Source organism: Streptomyces nodosus (assembly GCF_008704995.1).
In the GTDB taxonomy this organism is placed as follows: Bacteria; Actinomycetota; Actinomycetes; order Streptomycetales; family Streptomycetaceae; genus Streptomyces; species Streptomyces nodosus.
In genome coordinates this window covers 5,510,363-5,526,292 of sequence record NZ_CP023747.1, presented here as the reverse complement: position 1 = coordinate 5,526,292, position 15,930 = coordinate 5,510,363, and the positions used below count along the sequence as shown (strand labels likewise).

General features: G+C 73.4%; 15 protein-coding genes. 6 read left to right on the top strand and 9 right to left on the bottom strand.

Features of this window, described 5'->3' with window-relative positions:
- Window positions 1–68 precede the first annotated feature (68 nt).
- Window positions 69–614: a cupin domain-containing protein gene (locus tag CP978_RS24910; protein WP_043444460.1), complete on the top strand. Its 546-nt coding sequence runs from the start codon at window positions 69–71 to the stop codon at window positions 612–614.
- A complete protein-coding gene (locus CP978_RS24905; protein WP_052454263.1) occupies window positions 611–1,051 on the top strand; it encodes a rhodanese-like domain-containing protein in 441 nt (146 codons plus the stop codon). The genes CP978_RS24910 and CP978_RS24905 overlap by 4 nt, the downstream gene beginning before the upstream one ends.
- Window positions 1,052–1,079: 28 nt before the next feature.
- Here the strand turns inward: CP978_RS24905 and recX are convergent, their stop codons facing one another.
- Both recX and recA read right to left on the bottom strand, forming a co-directional pair.
- The gene (recX, locus tag CP978_RS24900; protein WP_043444456.1) at window positions 1,080–1,856 is read right to left on the bottom strand and encodes a recombination regulator RecX; all 777 of its coding nucleotides are present in this window, start codon (window positions 1,854–1,856) and stop codon (window positions 1,080–1,082) included.
- Window positions 1,857–1,859: 3 nt separating this feature from the next.
- Complete coding sequence (gene recA, locus CP978_RS24895; protein ID WP_043444454.1) at window positions 1,860–2,990, bottom strand: recombinase RecA; 1,131 nt, start codon at window positions 2,988–2,990, stop codon at window positions 1,860–1,862.
- Between the two features lie 381 nt (window positions 2,991–3,371).
- Here recA and CP978_RS24890 point away from each other — a divergent pair, with 381 nt between their 5' ends.
- The gene (locus CP978_RS24890; protein WP_227745436.1) at window positions 3,372–4,202 is read left to right on the top strand and encodes a hypothetical protein; all 831 of its coding nucleotides are present in this window, start codon (window positions 3,372–3,374) and stop codon (window positions 4,200–4,202) included.
- A gap of 63 nt (window positions 4,203–4,265) precedes the next feature.
- Here the strand turns inward: CP978_RS24890 and CP978_RS24885 are convergent, their stop codons facing one another.
- Together CP978_RS24885 and CP978_RS24880 are read right to left on the bottom strand one after the other, a co-directional pair.
- Window positions 4,266–5,483 carry an AI-2E family transporter gene (locus CP978_RS24885; protein WP_079162298.1) on the bottom strand — a complete coding sequence of 406 codons (1,218 nt, stop codon included), beginning with the start codon at window positions 5,481–5,483 and terminating at the stop codon, window positions 4,266–4,268.
- A 61-nt stretch (window positions 5,484–5,544) separates the two neighbouring features.
- Window positions 5,545–5,739 (bottom strand): DUF3046 domain-containing protein, encoded by a 195-nt coding sequence (locus tag CP978_RS24880; protein ID WP_043444451.1) that lies wholly within the window; start codon window positions 5,737–5,739, stop codon window positions 5,545–5,547.
- 80 nt (window positions 5,740–5,819) lie between these two features.
- Here CP978_RS24880 and CP978_RS24875 point away from each other — a divergent pair, with 80 nt between their 5' ends.
- Window positions 5,820–6,770: a hypothetical protein gene (locus CP978_RS24875; protein ID WP_043444449.1), complete on the top strand. Its 951-nt coding sequence runs from the start codon at window positions 5,820–5,822 to the stop codon at window positions 6,768–6,770.
- A 47-nt stretch (window positions 6,771–6,817) separates the two neighbouring features.
- Here the strand turns inward: CP978_RS24875 and CP978_RS24870 are convergent, their stop codons facing one another.
- From CP978_RS24870 to CP978_RS24860, 3 genes are read right to left on the bottom strand one after another with little or no spacing between them, the layout of a single operon-like run.
- Window positions 6,818–7,126 carry an AzlD domain-containing protein gene (locus tag CP978_RS24870; protein ID WP_043444447.1) on the bottom strand — a complete coding sequence of 103 codons (309 nt, stop codon included), beginning with the start codon at window positions 7,124–7,126 and terminating at the stop codon, window positions 6,818–6,820.
- Entirely contained in the window at window positions 7,123–7,914 is a 792-nt protein-coding gene (locus CP978_RS24865; RefSeq protein ID WP_043444444.1) for an AzlC family ABC transporter permease, read from the bottom strand. Before CP978_RS24865 ends, CP978_RS24870 begins: the two co-directional genes overlap by 4 nt.
- Window positions 7,911–8,807: an AraC family transcriptional regulator gene (locus CP978_RS24860; protein ID WP_043449417.1), complete on the bottom strand. Its 897-nt coding sequence runs from the start codon at window positions 8,805–8,807 to the stop codon at window positions 7,911–7,913. Before CP978_RS24860 ends, CP978_RS24865 begins: the two co-directional genes overlap by 4 nt.
- A 103-nt stretch (window positions 8,808–8,910) precedes the next feature.
- Here CP978_RS24860 and CP978_RS24855 point away from each other — a divergent pair, with 103 nt between their 5' ends.
- Together CP978_RS24855 and CP978_RS24850 are read left to right on the top strand one after the other, a co-directional pair.
- Window positions 8,911–13,878 (top strand): ATP-dependent helicase, encoded by a 4,968-nt coding sequence (locus tag CP978_RS24855; protein ID WP_043444442.1) that lies wholly within the window; start codon window positions 8,911–8,913, stop codon window positions 13,876–13,878.
- Between the two features lie 49 nt (window positions 13,879–13,927).
- Entirely contained in the window at window positions 13,928–14,761 is an 834-nt protein-coding gene (locus CP978_RS24850) for a DNA-formamidopyrimidine glycosylase family protein (RefSeq protein ID WP_043444440.1), read from the top strand.
- 22 nt (window positions 14,762–14,783) lie between these two features.
- On the opposite strand, the gene CP978_RS24845 is transcribed toward CP978_RS24850, so the two are convergent.
- A complete protein-coding gene (locus CP978_RS24845; protein ID WP_150478304.1) occupies window positions 14,784–15,041 on the bottom strand; it encodes a hypothetical protein in 258 nt (85 codons plus the stop codon).
- Between the two features lie 457 nt (window positions 15,042–15,498).
- Complete coding sequence (locus CP978_RS24840; protein WP_043444435.1) at window positions 15,499–15,876, bottom strand: helix-turn-helix domain-containing protein; 378 nt, start codon at window positions 15,874–15,876, stop codon at window positions 15,499–15,501.
- Window positions 15,877–15,930 lie beyond the last annotated feature (54 nt).

Genomic DNA, 15,930 nt, shown 5'->3' with positions numbered 1-15,930 from the left:
GCCTCTTTTCCCGCTGGTGCCATCTCCCTAGCTCAGTGCGCCTCTTGCGAACCTCAGGACGGTCCCCGGTGTCTGTGTCTCCCTCTGCCTCTCCCGCCGCTTCCGCTTCCGCCCCCGTCTCACCCCCCACCCAGGTCGATCTGCTCGACTTCGCGCGCCGCACGGCCGCCGACACGGAGCTGATCGCCTCGCTCCCGCTGGACCCCGAGGGCCGTACCTGGGTACGCCTCGACGGTCCCGGCGGCAGTGAGGCCTGGCTGATCGGCTGGCCGCCGGGCACCGGCACGGGCTGGCACGATCACGCCGAGTCGGTGGGGGCCTTCGTCACCGCCTCGGGCGAGCTCACGGAGAACTCGCTGGCCGCCCGGCTGCCGTCCGACGGCTGGCGGACCCTTGAACTCACCGAGGGGATGGACCGGGAGCGGCGGCTGCCCGCCGGCACCGGCCGCGCCTTCGGACAGCATCATGTGCACGAGGTGCTCAATGAGTCGGCCGAGCTCCACGCGGTCTCGGTTCATGCCTACTACCCGCCGCTGCCGCAGATCCGCCGCTACAGCCGCACGGGGCAGGTACTGCGTCTGGAGCAGGTCGAACTGCCCGAGGACTGGCAGTGAGTTCCGCGCCCGGGGAGCCGGTGGGCATCGACGAACTGCTGGAACGGGTCCGCGAGGGACTCGACCGGGTGGCGGCGGCCGAGGCCCACGAGGCCGCGAGGGCCGGCGAGGCACTGCTGGTGGACATCCGGTACGCGGCGCTGCGTGACCGGGACGGGGTGATACCCGGCGCCCTGGTCGTCGAGCGCAACGAACTGGAGTGGCGCCTGGATCCGCGGGGCAGCCATCGTGTCCCCGAGGCCACCAGCCACGACCTGCGTGTGGTGGTCGTCTGCAACGAGGGCTACGCCTCCAGTCTGGCCGCCGAGTCCCTGCGGCGGCTGGGTCTGCACCGTGCCACCGATCTGGTGGGCGGCTTCCAGGCCTGGCGGGCGGCGGGGCTGCCGGTGACAAGAGGGACGGGGAGCCCCGAGACGGCAGGCGGCGGGGAGAGCTGAGGGCCGCGCCCGGGCGCCCTACGCACGGTCAGAACCCCTCGTCGCCCAGCCCCTCGGTGTCCTCGCCCTCTTCCTCCAGTGCCTGGCGCACCACCCGCAGGGCCATCCCCTCGGAGTAGCCCTTGCGGGCGAGCATGCCCGCGAGCCGGCGCAGCCGCTTGTCACGGTCGAGGCCCCGCGTCGCACGGAGCTTGCGGGCGACCAGCTCCCGCGCGGTGGTCTCTTCCTGCTCGGAGTCGAGCTGCCCCACCGCCTCGTCGATCAGCACGGAGTCCACACCCTTGGTCCGCAGTTCCCGTGCGAGCGCCCGGCGGGACAGCCCCCGGCCGTGGTGCCGGGACTCCACCCAGGCGTCCGCAAAGGCGCCGTCGTCGATCAGGCCGACCTCCTCGAAGCGCGACAGCACCTCGTCGGCCACCTCCTCGGGGATCTCCCGCTTACGCAGGGCGTCCGCGAGCTGCTTGCGGGTGCGCGGGGTTCCGGTGAGCAGGCGCAGACAGATCGCCCGCGCCCGCTCGGCCGGGTCCGCCGAGGGCTCCTCCTTCTCGGCCCTCGACGAGAGGGAGGAGCCCCGATCCTGTGGGTCGTCGGCCGGTTCCCCGAAACCGCTCCGCCGACCGCGTCTTCGCCGGGTGCCACGCTCCCCGCGCGGGACGTCCTCACCGTACGGATCCGCGCCCGTGTCGCCGCGCGGGTCCTCGTACCCCCCGTCGCCCTCCCCGGCGGTTCCCCCGTCGCCCCGGCTCCCCCGCTCCCGGGGGGCGGCCGGGTGGGCGTACTCGGCCCAGTCGGTTCGTCGTGTCATGGGCTAGCTCTTGGCGGCGGGGGCCTTGGACTTGGTCGCCTTGGCCGCCGAGGCGGTCGCCGGCTTGGCGGTGTCCGCGGCCTTGGGCGCGGCGGTGCTCGCGGCGTCCGCGCCGGTCTCGGCCGCGGGCTCCTCGGGGCGCACACCGACGCCCAGCTTCTCCTTGATCTTCTTCTCGATCTCGTTGGCCAGGTCGGGGTTGTCCTTGAGGAAGTTGCGCGCGTTCTCCTTGCCCTGGCCGAGCTGGTCGCCCTCGTAGGTGTACCAGGCGCCGGCCTTGCGGACGAAGCCGTGCTCGACACCCATGTCGATGAGACCGCCCTCACGGCTGATGCCCTGGCCGTAGAGAATGTCGAACTCCGCCTGCTTGAAGGGCGGGGCGACCTTGTTCTTGACGACCTTGCAGCGGGTGCGGTTGCCGACCGCCTCCGTGCCGTCCTTCAGGGTCTCGATACGGCGGATGTCGATGCGCACCGAGGCGTAGAACTTCAGGGCGCGGCCACCGGTCGTGGTCTCCGGGGAGCCGAACATCACACCGATCTTCTCGCGCAGCTGGTTGATGAAGATCGCCGTGGTCTTCGACTGGTTGAGCGCGCTGGTGATCTTCCGCAGGGCCTGGCTCATCAGGCGCGCCTGGAGACCCACGTGCGAGTCGCCCATCTCGCCCTCGATCTCCGCGCGCGGGACGAGGGCCGCGACGGAGTCGATGACGATGAGGTCGAGGGCTCCGGAGCGGACGAGCATGTCCACGATCTCCAGGGCCTGCTCGCCGTTGTCCGGCTGGGAGAGGATCAGATTGTCGATGTCGACGCCGAGCTTGCGCGCGTACTCGGGGTCGAGGGCGTGCTCCGCGTCCACGAAGGCCACCTGGCCGCCGGCCTTCTGCGCGTTCGCCACGGCGTGCAGGGTCAGGGTCGTCTTGCCGGAGGACTCCGGTCCGTAGATCTCCACGACGCGGCCGCGCGGCAGACCGCCGACGCCGAGGGCCACGTCGAGCGCGGTCGACCCGGTCGGGATGACCTCGATGGGCTCCTTCGACCGCTCGCCCATGCGCATGACCGCGCCCTTGCCGAATTGCCGTTCGATCTGCGCGAGTGCGGCGTCCAGGGCCTTCTCGCGGTCGGTTCCTGCCATGGGTTCCACCCGGTTTGCTTGAGTCGATCGCTTCACGTCAATGACGCTAGCGCCTGCCACTGACAACGCGCCCCGACGCTCGTCCGGCCTGTGGATAACTCGGGCCCCAACCCGGGAAAATCCTGCCGGATCCATGAGGAGCGCGCCGGAATTCCCCGCCGTAGGACCTGCCGGAGCCTCCATAAGAATGGATGTTCGATTTTTGTGTCAAGCGCATCGGGCGCCGCCCTGACACCTCCGGTCCCGCCCGCACCGGCCCGCAGCCACCGGACCACGACCGCACCGGCTCCCGGACCGTGCCGGGCGCTACTTCCGGGGTCGTACGGCAGAAGCCTCCGGGGATACGACGACCGCGCGGGCCGTTCCCTCGAGGCTGGTGCCATGGACCGCGACACGATCCCTCCCCCCGCCGCTCCCTCGTCCGGCCCGGCGGGTGCCGGTACCCCGGGCGGCCGGACGCGCACCCCTCGGCTCACCGCCCGCCCGACCGAACGCCTGTGCTACGCGATCGGTGCGGCCCTCGTGCTGTCCGGGCTGGCGCATCTGCTGGTGTTCGCCGTCGACGGCGGCCCCTGGGACGGACCGGTCTCCTGGCGCAAGCCCGTCACCTTCGGGCTCTCCTTCGGGCTGACGCTGATCGCGGTCGCCTGGGTGACGTCCTGTCTGCGCGTCGGCGCCCGCTCCCGTGCCGTCCTGCTGCTGGTGTTCGCCGCCGACTGCGTCGTGGAGGTCGCCGGGATCACCCTCCAGGCCTGGCGCCGTGTGCCCTCCCATCTGAACATGGAGACACCCTTCGACACCGCGGTCTCGATGACCCTCGCGGTGGGCGGGGGCGTCCTGGTCGTGGTGCTCTCGGCGTTCGCCGCCGCCGCGTTCCGGCACCGGCCGGACGGCCCCCCGGGCATGGCCCCCGCGCTGCGGTCCGGGTTCGCCCTGCTGATGGTCGGGCTGCTCTCGGGAGCCGTGATGATCGCGCGCGGGGTCGTACTGTCCCGCACCGGGCACCCCGAGGCGGCGTACCACTCCACGGCGCCGCTCAAGCCGCTGCACGGGGTGAGCCTGCACGGAGTGCTGGTGCTGCCCGTCCTGGCCCGGTCGCTGGACCGCACGGCATGGAGCGACGCCACCAGGCGGCGGATCGTGTACGCGGCGGCCGGCGCCTACACGGCCGCCGTCCTCGCCGCCGGGGTCTGGGCCGCGCTCACCTGGTGAGCCCTGTCGGCCACCGCACCCGACGGGCCGTCCGGGCGGGCCGGTGGCCCTCCCGGACCGCTCTCACCCCCCGAACAGCCCGCGTAGGCGCACGACGAGGCTGCCCGGCCCACGCGTGCGGCGCTGCCCCTGCACCCGGGGGTCGTCGGTGACGTCGTACCGCTTCACATACGCCCCCAGGAACGCCTGCAGCGTGGCGACGGCCGGGATGGAGATCAGGGCGCCGACCGCACCCAGCAGCGCGGTGCCCGCGATGACCGACCCGAAGGCGACCGCGGGGTGGATGTCAACGGACCGCGCGGTCAGCTTGGGCTGCAGCATGTAGTTCTCGAACTGCTGGTAGATCACCACGAAGGCCAGCACCCACACCGCGTACCAGGGGGCCACGGTGAAGGCGATCAGCATCGGCAGCGCACCGGCGAGATAGGTGCCGATGGTGGGTATGAACTGCGAGACCAGACCGACCCAGACGGCCAGCACCGGCGCGTACGGAATGCCCAGCGCCTGGAGCAGCGCATAGTGCGCCACGCCCGAGATCAGCGCCATCAGACCGCGCGAGTAGATGTAACCGCCGGTCTTGTCGACGGCGATCTCCCAGGCGCGCAGCACCTCGGCCTGGCGGGCCGGCGGCAGCACGGAGCACAGGGCGCGCCGGAGCCGGGGCCCGTCGGCCGCGAAGTAGAACGAGAACAGCGTGATCGTCAGCAGCTGGAACAGCCCGCCCAGCACCTGTGCCGAGACGTCCAGGACGCCGCCGGCGCTGTTCTGGACGTACTTCCTGAGCCAGTCGGAGTGCACCAGGCTCTCCTGCACGTCCACCCGTCTGAGCTCGCTGTGGAAGGTGCTGTTGATCCAGTTGATCAGGGAGTCGAGATACTCCGGGAAGCCCTCGATCATCTTGATGATCTGGCCCGCGAGCATCGAGCCGAGCAGGATCACGAACCCGGCCACGGCGACCGTCAGACCGAGGAACACCAGGAAGGTGGCCAGCCCCCGGCGCATCCCGGACGAGGCCAGCCTGCTCACCGCGGGCTCGATGGCGAGCGCCAGGAAGAACGCGATCAGCACATTGATCAGCAGACCGGTGACCTGGTGGAACGCCCAGCTGCCGAGCTGGAACGCGGCGACGAGGGCGAGGGCCAGCACCATGGCGCGCGGCAGCCAGCGCGGCATACGGGCGCCCGGCACGGCGTCGTCGCCCTCCGGGGGCGGGGCGGGCGGGGTCGTACCGGGCGGCGGCTCCTGGTGGGGGACCTGCGCGGTTTCGTCTGTCGGCGTCACGGGGCAAGTCTCGCGCACGCCGCCGACCTCCCCGGACCACCTGTGGACAACCGGTGGCCCGTCAGCGCTTCTCGTGGGGCACGCCCACGGCGGTGCACACCGCGCGCCACACGTCCTTGGCCTCCCAGCCGGCGTCCAGGGCCTGGTGCACGGTGCGCCCGCCGAGTTCCGACATCACATGATCACGCGCGAAGGTGTCGGCGTACCCCGCGCCGAAATGCTCCGCCATCCGCTGCCAGAAGACCGTCAACCGCATGAACCCAGTATCCCGCCCCTGAGAGTGGGTCCGGGCCGTGGCCCCTCGCCGAGAACGCTTTCCGTCCTACGGTCTGAGCCATGGCCGCATCCGGAGCATCCCCACTCCCCCCGACACTCCCGGCGCCCTCCCCGCTGTCCCGCGCCGAGGGGTTCGTCTGGCTCACCGCGCGCGTGCTGGAACAGCGCCGCTTCGCGTACCACTTCCTGGGCGGCGGCGCCGACCCGGTGGAAACCGCACTGACCGCCTACCGCAACGAGGACGAGGGCTACGGCCACGCCCTCGAACCCGATCTGCGCGGCCCGGTCAGCCGGCCGCTGCACGCCGCGCACGCGCTGCGCGTCCTGGACTCGATCGGGCGCTGCGGCGGGCAGCGGGTGGAACGGCTGTGCCGCTATCTGACCGCGGTCTCGACCCCGGAAGGAGCCCTTCCCGCGGTCCTTCCCGGCCGGCGCGACTGTCCGGCGGCGCCCTTCGTGCCGATCGTGGCCACCCCGCCGAGCGATCTCCTCGCCACGGGCCCCGTCGTGGGGCTGCTGCACCGCAACGAGGTGTGGCACGCCTGGCTGTTCCGGGCCACCGACTTCTGCTGGCGGGCGGTCGAGTCCCTGGACACGTCCCATCCGTACGAGGTCGAGGCGGCCGTGGCCTTCCTGGACTCGGCGCCCGACCGCTCGCGCGCGCAGGCGGTCGCCGACCGGCTGGGCCGTACGGTGCGCGCACAACGGCTCGCGGTCCTGGACCCGGACCGCCCGGAGGCCTTCCCGGTAGCCCCCGGATACGCGCCGGGCGAGCACCGTTTCCCGTACGACTTCGCGCGCACCCCGGACTCCCTGGCACGCGCATGGTTCACCGACGAGGAGATGGCACGTGCCCTGGACTTCCTCGCGGCCGAGCAGCGGGAGGACGGCGGCTGGCCGGTGAGACGGCACCCGTCGGCACCGGGCACGGACCTGGAGTGCCGCCCCATGGCGACCATCGAGGCGCTGCTGGCCCTCCGGGCCCACGGACGGTCCGTCACCGTCGCCTGAGGCACCGCCCGGTCCGGTCGTCGCCCGGTCGTCTCTCTGCCGGCCGCTCAGCCCATGACGGCCCGGACCCCCGCCGTCACCACGACGGCCGCGCCGACGACGACCAAGAAGGGGGCACGCAGCAGCAGCGCCAGAGCGGCTGCCGCCAGGCCCGCGGCCTTGGCGTCCAGCACCAGCACGCGACCGTCGGCGAAGGTCTGCTGGGCCGTCAGGGCGGCCAGCAGAGCCACGGGCATCAGGGCCGCGAGCCGCCGCACGACCGGCCGCTCCAGAACTCCCGCGGGCACCAGCAGGCCGAGCAGTTTGACGGCGTAGCAGCCGACCGCGGTCACACCGATGGCGATCCAGATGTTCAACGGCTTTCCTTCTGTCCGTCGTCGTTCCGTGCGTCCCGGGCGTCGACCGGGTCGTTCAGGTCCGCCGTCCCCCTGCGGCGGCCCTCCGCCCAGAGGACGACCGGGGCCGCCAGTGCCGCCACCAGGACCGGCACACCGGCCGGCAGCACCGGCAGCAGGCCGAGCCCCAGCACCACAGCGGCGCCCGCCACGACGCGCTCCGTGGCGCTCTTGAGCATCGGTGCGAGCAGTGCCAGGAACACCGCGGGACCGGCGGCGTCCAGCCCCCAGGCGTCGGTGTTTCCGACGGCCCGCGCGCCGACGGCTCCCAGCAGGGTGGTCAGGTTCCACAGCACATAGAGACTGAGCCCGGTGACCGTGAAGCCGATCCGGACACTGCGGCGGGTCGGCTGGGCGAGCGCCACGGCGGTGGTCTCGTCGATGACCCACTGCGCGGCGAACGGCCGCACCGCGCGCGGAAGCGCCAGCAGCTGCGACAGCCGCAAGCCGTAGAACGCGTTCCGCACCCCGAGGAAGAAGGCGCCCGCGGCCGCCGTGAACGGATTACCGCCGGCCGCCAGAGCGCCCACCAGAGCGAACTGCGAGGCCCCGGTGAACACCAGCAGGCTCAGTGCGCAGGTCTGCAGCAGGGTGAGCCCGCTGCCGGCCGAGGTCACCCCGAAGGCGAAACCGGACAGCCCTACGGCGACCCCGACCCCGAGGGCGTCCCGGACGACGGCGGCGTCCGGCTTTTCGCCGACGTCCCGGTCGTCCCTGTGCATGTCCGTGTGCGCGGTGAGTTCTGTCACGGACGGAACGGTACGAGGAGGCCCTGCCGGTCGTCTTGTACGTTCTTGCGATCACCGGGGCGCGCGCTCTCACTTCTGCGCTCGCGCTGGTACGCCCCCGGGGGCACGCCCACCATGCGGGTGAAGTGGCGGTTGAGGTGCGGCTGATCGGTGAAGCCGACCGTGACGGCCGCCTCGGCGGGTGTGACACCCGCGTCCAGAAGTCGCCGGGCCCGACGCACCCGGGCGTCGGTCAGCCAGGTGTGCGGCGGCATCCCATAGGCGTCACGGAAGGCGCGCAGCAGTGCGAAGGGGCTGGTGCCCAGTTCGGCCGCGAGCCGCTCCAGGCCCGGGGGCTCGGCCATCCGTTCCTCCAGCACGGCCCGCGCGCGTGCGGCGGCACGAGCCCCCGCGGTGCGCACCGCGCGCTGCGGCATCGGCCCGCCGTTGAGCCGCAGCAGCCGGGTCACCGCGACCCGCAGCAGAGTGTCGGCGGCCAGCGCGTTGCCCTCGTCCGTGGCCCGGAGCACCTCGTGCACCAGCCCGACGGCATACGGGTCCTCGAGCACCGGACGGGCGAAGCCCGGGGTGCCGCGCAGGGCCGTCGTCTCGGCGGCGATCTCGGACACCAGTTCCGGGGAGGGATAGACGGCCCCGTACCGCCAGCCCTCGGGGACGCCGGCCCGGCCCGTGTGCGGGGTGTCCGGGTTGACCAGGGCCAGCGCCCCCGGGCCCGCGTACTGGTCGGAGCCGCCGTGGTGGAAGACCTCGACACCGTCGGCGATGGCCGCGATCACAAAGTGCTCATGGGTGTGACGTACGAAGCTCTTACGGATGTAGCGGGCCCGCAGCAGATCGACACCGGGCAGTTCCTCGTACCGCCAGTGCCTCGCCCGCTCGCCGGAAGCCGCCACCATCCCATTCTGCGGCACGGCCCACACTCCTCCCGCCGACCGCCACCACCAGGTGTCCCCGCAGGTCAGAGGTGTTGTCAGTGGGCGGGTGCAGGATGGACCCATGGTCAGTCCCGCACACCGAGGCCTCGACGGTTTCTCGCCCGCGACCCGCGGCTGGTTCACGGGGGCGTTCTCCGCGCCCACCGCGGCCCAGGCCGGGGCGTGGCGTGCCATCGCCGAGGGCTCCGACGTGCTGGTGGTGGCCCCGACCGGCTCCGGCAAGACGCTGGCGGCCTTCCTCGCCGCCCTCGACCAGCTGGCGTCCGCCCCGCCGCCCGCCGATCCCAGGAAGCGCTGCCGGGTGCTGTATGTGTCCCCGCTGAAGGCCCTCGCGGTCGATGTGGAGCGGAATCTGCGCAGTCCGCTCACGGGCATCCGTCAGGAGTCGGTGCGGCTCGGCCTGCCCGAGCCGGAGGTGAAGGTGGGTATCCGCTCCGGCGACACCCCGCCCGCCGAGCGCCGCGCCCTGGCCACCCGGCCGCCGGACATTCTGATCACCACCCCCGAGTCGCTGTTCCTGATGCTGACGTCGGCCACCCGCGATGCGCTCACGGGGGTCGAGACGGTGATCCTGGACGAGGTGCACGCGGTGGCGGGCACCAAGCGGGGCGCGCATCTGGCGCTCTCCCTGGAGCGGCTGGACGAGTTGCTGCCCCGGCCCGCGCGGCGCATCGGGCTGTCCGCCACCGTGCGCCCGGTGGACGAGGTGGCCCGCTTCCTGTCCCCGCACCGCAAGGTGGAGATCGTCCAGCCCGGTTCCGGCAAGGAGTTCGACCTCTCGGTGGTGGTCCCCGTCGAGGACCTGGGCGAGCTGGGCGGCTCCCCGGTGGCCGACGGGAGCGAGGGCGCCGAGCGCCCGTCGATCTGGCCGCATGTCGAGGAGCGGATCGCCGATCTGGTCCAGGCCCATCGCTCCACGATCGTCTTCGCCAACTCCCGCCGCCTCGCGGAGCGGCTGTGCAACCGTCTCAATGAGATCGCCCACGAGAGGGCCACCGGCGAACCCCTCGAGGAGCACCACGCCCCCGCCCAGCTGATGGGCGGCTCGGGCGCGGCCCGGGGGGCACCGCCCGTGCTCGCCCGCGCCCACCACGGCTCGGTCTCCAAGGAGCAGCGGGCCCAGGTGGAGGAGGACCTGAAGGCGGGCCGGCTGCCCGCCGTGGTCGCCACCTCCAGCCTGGAGCTGGGCATCGACATGGGCGCCGTGGACCTCGTCGTCCAGGTCGAGTCGCCGCCGTCCGTCGCCTCCGGGCTGCAGCGCGTGGGCCGCGCGGGACACCAGGTCGGCGCGGTCTCCACGGGCGTGGTCTTCCCGAAGTACCGGGGCGACCTGGTACAGGCCGCCGTGGTCACCGAGCGGATGCGGTCCGGCGCGATCGAGTCGTTGAGAATCCCGGCGAACCCGCTGGATGTGCTCGCCCAGCAGCTCGTGGCCATGACGGCGCTGGACACCTGGCAGTTCGACGAGCTCCTGGCCACCGTGCGCCGGGCAGCCCCTTTCGCCTCGCTCCCGGAGTCGGCGTTCACGGCGGTGCTCGACATGCTCGCGGGCCGCTATCCCTCGGACGCCTTCGCGGAGCTGCGCCCGCGGGTGGTGTGGGACCGGGTCGCGGGCACGATCACCGGCCGCCCCGGCGCCCAGCGCCTCGCCGTCACCTCCGGAGGCACCATCCCGGACCGCGGGCTCTTCGGGGTGTTCCTGGCCGGCGCCGACCCGAAGAAGGGCGGCGGCCGGGTCGGTGAGCTGGACGAGGAGATGGTGTACGAGTCCCGGATCGGGGACGTGTTCACCCTGGGCACCAGCTCCTGGCGGATCGAGGACATCACCCGCGACCGCGTCCTGGTCTCCCCCGCACCGGGCGTCCCCGGACGGCTGCCGTTCTGGAAGGGCGACCAGCTGGGCCGCCCCCTGGAACTGGGCCGCGCGGTGGGCGCGTTCCTGCGCGAGGTGGGCTCGCTGCCCGAGGAGGACGCACGGCTGAGGCTACTGGCCGCCGGGCTCGACGCCTGGGCGGCCGACAATGTGCTGTCGTATCTGCGGGAGCAGCGCGAGGCCTGCGGCCATGTCCCGGACGACCGGACCATCGTCGTCGAGCGGTTCCGCGACGAGCTGGGTGACTGGCGGGTCGTGGTGCACTCCCCCTTCGGCGCCCAGGTCCACGCCCCCTGGGCGCTGGCGCTGGGCGCCCGGCTGGCCGAGCGGTACGGCATGGACGCCCAGGTCATGCACGCCGACGACGGCATCGTGCTGCGGCTGCCCGACGCCGATCTGCTGGGCCTGGACCTGCTCGACCAGGAACCGACGAGGGCGGGCACGGAATACGACACCGAGCAGGCACCGGTGGGCGCGGCGGACGTCGCCTTCGACCCGGGCGAGGTGGACCGCACCGTCACGGACCAGGTCGGCGGCTCGGCACTCTTCGCCTCCCGGTTCCGGGAGTGCGCGGCCCGGGCGCTGCTGCTGCCGCGCCGCAGCCCCGGCCGGCGCACCCCGCTGTGGCAGCAGCGTCAGCGCGCGGCCCAGCTGCTCCAGGTGGCCGGCGAGTTCGGCTCGTTCCCGATCGTCCTGGAAGCCGTCCGCGAATGCCTTCAGGACGTCTTCGACGTCCCGGGCCTGGTCGAGCTGATGGGCGACATCGGGTCCCGCAAGGTACGGCTGGTCGAGGTCACCACCCCGGAGCCGTCCCCCTTCGCCCGCTCACTGCTGTTCGGGTATGTCGCCCAGTTCCTCTACGAGGGGGACTCACCGCTCGCCGAGCGGCGCGCCGCCGCGCTGTCGCTGGACTCCCGGCTGCTGGCCGAGCTGCTGGGGCAGGCGGAGCTGCGCGAGCTGCTCGACGCCGAGGTGCTGACCGAGCTGGAGCGCGAGCTGCAGTGGCTCACCGAGGACCGGCGCATCAAGGACCTGGAGGGCGTCGCCGACGTCCTGCGGCTGCTGGGGCCGCTCACCGAGGCCGAGCTGGTGCGGCGGGGGGCCGAGCCCGAGTGGGCCGGGGAGCTGGCCGCCGCCCGCCGTGCGATCAGGGTGCGGATCGCGGGCGCCGACCACTGGGCGGCGATCGAGGACGCGGGCCGGCTGCGCGACGCCCTGGGCACGGCACTGCCGGTGGGCGTCCCCGAGGCGTTCACCGAACCGGTCAAGGATCCGCTCGGCGACCTGCTCGCGCGCCATGCACGCACCCATGGCCCGTTCACCTCGGCCACGGCGGCCGAGCGGTTCGGCCTCGGGGTGGCCGTGACCGAGGGCGCCCTGCAACGCCTCGCGGCGTCCGGCCGGATCGTCCAGGGAGAGTTCCATCCGGCGGGGATCGGCCAGGAGTGGTGCGACGCGACGGTGCTCCGCAGACTGCGGCGCCGTTCGCTCGCGGCGCTGCGGCACGAGCTGGAGCCCGTGTCCCCGGCCGCGCTGGCGCAGTTCCTGCCGCAGTGGCAGCACCTCGGCGGCGGCCACGGTCTACGGGGCGTCGACGGCCTGCTGCGCGTCGTCGAACAGTTGCAGGGCGCCGCCGTGCCCGCGTCCGCGCTGGAGAAGCTCGTCCTGCCCTCCCGCGTCTCGCACTACACGCCCTCGGCACTGGACGAACTCATGGCGGCCGGCGAGGTGGTGTGGGTGGGGGCGGGCGCGCTGCCCGGGAAGGACGGCTGGATCTCCCTCTGTCTCGCGGACGCGGCGCCCCTGCTGCTGCCCGACCCGCACCCCCTGGAGCTGACGGCGCTCCACCAGTCGGTCCTGGACGCCCTCTCGGGAGGCTACGGCCTGTTCTTCCGGCAGATCGCCGACCATGTCCGCACCACCACGCACCCCGACGTCACCGATCCACAGCTGGCCGACGCCATCTGGGACCTGGCCTGGTCGGGGCGGCTGACCAACGACACCCTCGCGCCGTTGCGGTCGCTGCTCGGTTCGGGCCGCACCGCGGGCGCCACGGCCCACCGCGCCAGACGCGCGGTGCCACGCGGACGCTACGGCTCGCTGACGGCCGCCGCCCGCCCCCAGTCGCGTACGGGCCCGCCGACCGTGGCGGGCCGCTGGTCGCGGCTGCCGTCCCGGGAGGCCGATCCCACCGTCCGCGCCCATGCCCTGGCCCGGACCCTGCTGGACCGGCACGGGGTGGTGACCCGGGGCGCGGTGGCCGCGGAAGGCGTGCAGGGCGGCTTCTCGGCCGTGTACCGCGTGCTGTCGGCCTTCGAGGAGAGCGGCCAGGCCCGGCGCGGCTATGTGGTCGAGGGCCTCGGCGCCGCCCAGTTCGCGATGGACGGCGCGGTGGACCGGCTGCGCGCGGTGGCGAACGCACACGACCGAGGCGCACCACTGCCCGGCACCGGCGGTGCGGAGCCCGGCGCCGGAAACGGCTTCCCGCCCGGTCCCGGGGGCCCGTTCGCCCCCCAGGAGGCCCCCGGCGGCGGACACGACCCGTTCGAAGGACCGGGTGCCCCGCCCGGCACCGATGACCACGGCGGCCCGCAAGACCCGTTCGGCGATCTCCTCGACCTGGGCCCGGCCGTCCCGGACCCGCTGGACTCCCCCGGCTTCGGAGGCCCTCGCTCGGGTTCCGGCTCCTACCCGGGCGCACCCGGCTCCCGCTCCCCTCACGGGCGGCCGGGCCTTCCGCCCCACCGCACCGGTTCCACCGGTCCGGACCGGACCGTGGTCCTGGCCGCCGCCGACCCGGCGAACGCCTACGGCGCGGCGCTCACCTGGCCGGAGCCGCCGACCGGTGCGGGGCACAAGCCGGGACGCAAGGCGGGTTCCCTGGTGGTCCTGGTCGACGGGGAGCTGGCGCTCTACATGGAGCGGGGCGGCAAGACCCTGCTGGCCTGGCCCTCGGACCCCGAGGCCGCGCCCACGGAGGACGCCCGGCTGCGCGCCGCCGCCGAGGCCCTGGGGGCGGCGGCACGGGCGGGCTCGCTGGGCACGGTCACGGTGGAGCGGGTCAACGGCGGTGCGGCCCTCTCCTCCCCCTTCGGCATCCTCCTGGAAGGAGCGGGCTTCATCGCGACCCCGCGAGGACTCCGGATCCGCGCATGAGCCTCCGGCCCGTCCCCGCACCTCGCCCCCCGCGTGTCACCCTTGACCCATGCCCGAAGGCGATACCGTCCACCAGGCCGCCAGGCGTCTGCACGCGGCGCTCGCGGGTAAGGTGCTGACCGTCTCCGATCTGCGGGTGCCCGCCCACGCGACCGCCGACCTCACCGGCCGCACCGTCCTGGCCGTCGCCCCGCGCGGCAAGCATCTCCTCACCCGCATCGAGGGCGGGCTCACCCTGCATTCCCATCTGCAGATGGACGGCGCGTGGAAGATCTACACACCGGGACAGCGCTGGAGCGGCGGTCCCGGCCACCAGATCCGCGCCGTCCTCGGCACCGCCGACCGCACGGCTGTCGGCTACCGGCTGCCCGTGCTGGAACTGCTGCGCACCGCCGACGAACAGCGCGCCGTGGGCCATCTCGGCCCCGACCTCCTGGGCCCCGACTGGGACCCCGACCGGGTGCTGGAGAACCTGCTGCGCGACCCCGCCCTCCCCCTCGGCGAGGCCCTTCTCGACCAGCGCAATCTGGCCGGTATCGGCAATGTCTACAAGAGCGAGGTGTGCTTCCTGCTCCGGGTGACCCCCTGGCTGCCCGTCGGCGATCTCCCCGCCGGGCATCTCACCCGTCTGCCCGCCCTCGCCAAAAGGCTCCTGGAGGCGAACCGCGACCGCCCGGCCCGCAACACCACGGGACGACGCGAACAGAACCTCTTTGTGTACGGCCGCGCGCCCCGCCCCTGTCTGCGCTGCGGCACCCCGGTCCGGGTGGCCGGCCAGGGCGACGGCTCCCGGGAGCGCCCCGCCTACTGGTGCCCCGTCTGCCAGTGGGGCCCGGCCCCGGCGGCGGACCACCACGGCGGCCGGGCCCGTACGACCGGCTGACGACGTCCGCCCGGGCGCCCCCTCACCCGGACGGCCTCCCCCGCCCCCGCGCGGAACGCCACCGCGGCCACGCCCCCGGCCACCGGCGCGGCCCGGCCGCCCCCTCGCCCCGGGCCTTCGGCACACAGTGCACCGGCAGCAGGCTGAGCCCCCATCCCCCGGTCACGACCGCCCCCTCCAGCACCCCCGCGTCGGGTGCCAGCACAAGTCGGAGCATGCCCCACCACCACAGCCCGCCCAGCGCCAGCGCCACCCCCCAGCGCGCCGCGCGCCCCGCCATGGCCGCCACCTCCAACCCGAGGAACCAGACCCTAGAGCGGCCCGTCACGGCAGGGGAGGGCGCACCAGCGGCACACAGGCGCACGGGGCGCGGAAGGGGGGCCGGCGCCTATCGCATCGCCGGTGGGAGAGGCCGTGCGTGGGGTGGTGCCCCGCATGCCGGGAACGCCGGGAGCATGCGCGGGGCCCGGAGACGACGGTGAGGTCCGAGGCGGTCCGTGGGCTCTTCACGACGTACATCGGCATCCTCGCAAGTTCGTGGGTGGCCCCGAGCCCGTCCTTCCCACCATGACCGCACCCCCCGGGCCCGGCAAACGGGACCAGGACACGTTCACGTCGGCCCGGAGTACATGGGCCCCGGACGCACCAAAGCCCCGGCCGCGCTCTCCGGTCTCCCGGACAGCCCAGGCCAGGGCTCTGGTACACACACCGCCTCACCCACCCACCTGCGGGGAAGGTCAGGCTGCGACCACGTCCACCGCCTCGGTGGGGGCCTTGATCGTGACCCGTTCCGGTGGGACACCGGCGACGGAGACGGAGTTGAGCATCGGGCGACGCACCGGTGCGCGCACCGGCTCGGTTGCCGCAGCCGACCGTGCCAGCTCGGCGAGGGCGAGCTCGTCGCTCACTTCCCGCATGAGCTCGGACATCCGTACGTCCAGCGCGTCGCAGATCGCGGAGAGCAGTTCGGAGGACGCCTCCTTCTGCCCCCGCTCCACCTCGGAGAGATAGCCGAGCGAAACTCGGGCGGACGAGGAGACTTCGCGCAGAGTACGGCCCTGGCGCTGGCGCTGCCGACGCAGCACGTCACCCAGCAGGCGACGGAGCAGAATCATCGGTGGCTCCCTCCTCGGACCGCGTAACCGCATCCTTCACGCCCCACCGTACCG

Excerpts from the sequence above, each read along its gene's own strand:
- recX (WP_043444456.1), bottom strand. The coding sequence starts at position 1,856 with ATGACACGACGAACCGACTGGGCCGAGTACGCCCACCCGGCCGCCCCC.
- recA (WP_043444454.1), bottom strand. The coding sequence starts at position 2,990 with ATGGCAGGAACCGACCGCGAGAAGGCCCTGGACGCCGCACTCGCGCAG.
- CP978_RS24890 (WP_227745436.1), top strand. The coding sequence starts at position 3,372 with ATGGACCGCGACACGATCCCTCCCCCCGCCGCTCCCTCGTCCGGCCCG.
- CP978_RS24880 (WP_043444451.1), bottom strand. The coding sequence starts at position 5,739 with ATGCGGTTGACGGTCTTCTGGCAGCGGATGGCGGAGCATTTCGGCGCG.
- CP978_RS24875 (WP_043444449.1), top strand. The coding sequence starts at position 5,820 with ATGGCCGCATCCGGAGCATCCCCACTCCCCCCGACACTCCCGGCGCCC.
- CP978_RS24855 (WP_043444442.1), top strand. The coding sequence starts at position 8,911 with ATGGTCAGTCCCGCACACCGAGGCCTCGACGGTTTCTCGCCCGCGACC.
- CP978_RS24850 (WP_043444440.1), top strand. The coding sequence starts at position 13,928 with ATGCCCGAAGGCGATACCGTCCACCAGGCCGCCAGGCGTCTGCACGCG.
- CP978_RS24845 (WP_150478304.1), bottom strand. The coding sequence starts at position 15,041 with ATGGCGGGGCGCGCGGCGCGCTGGGGGGTGGCGCTGGCGCTGGGCGGG.
- CP978_RS24840 (WP_043444435.1), bottom strand. The coding sequence starts at position 15,876 with ATGATTCTGCTCCGTCGCCTGCTGGGTGACGTGCTGCGTCGGCAGCGC.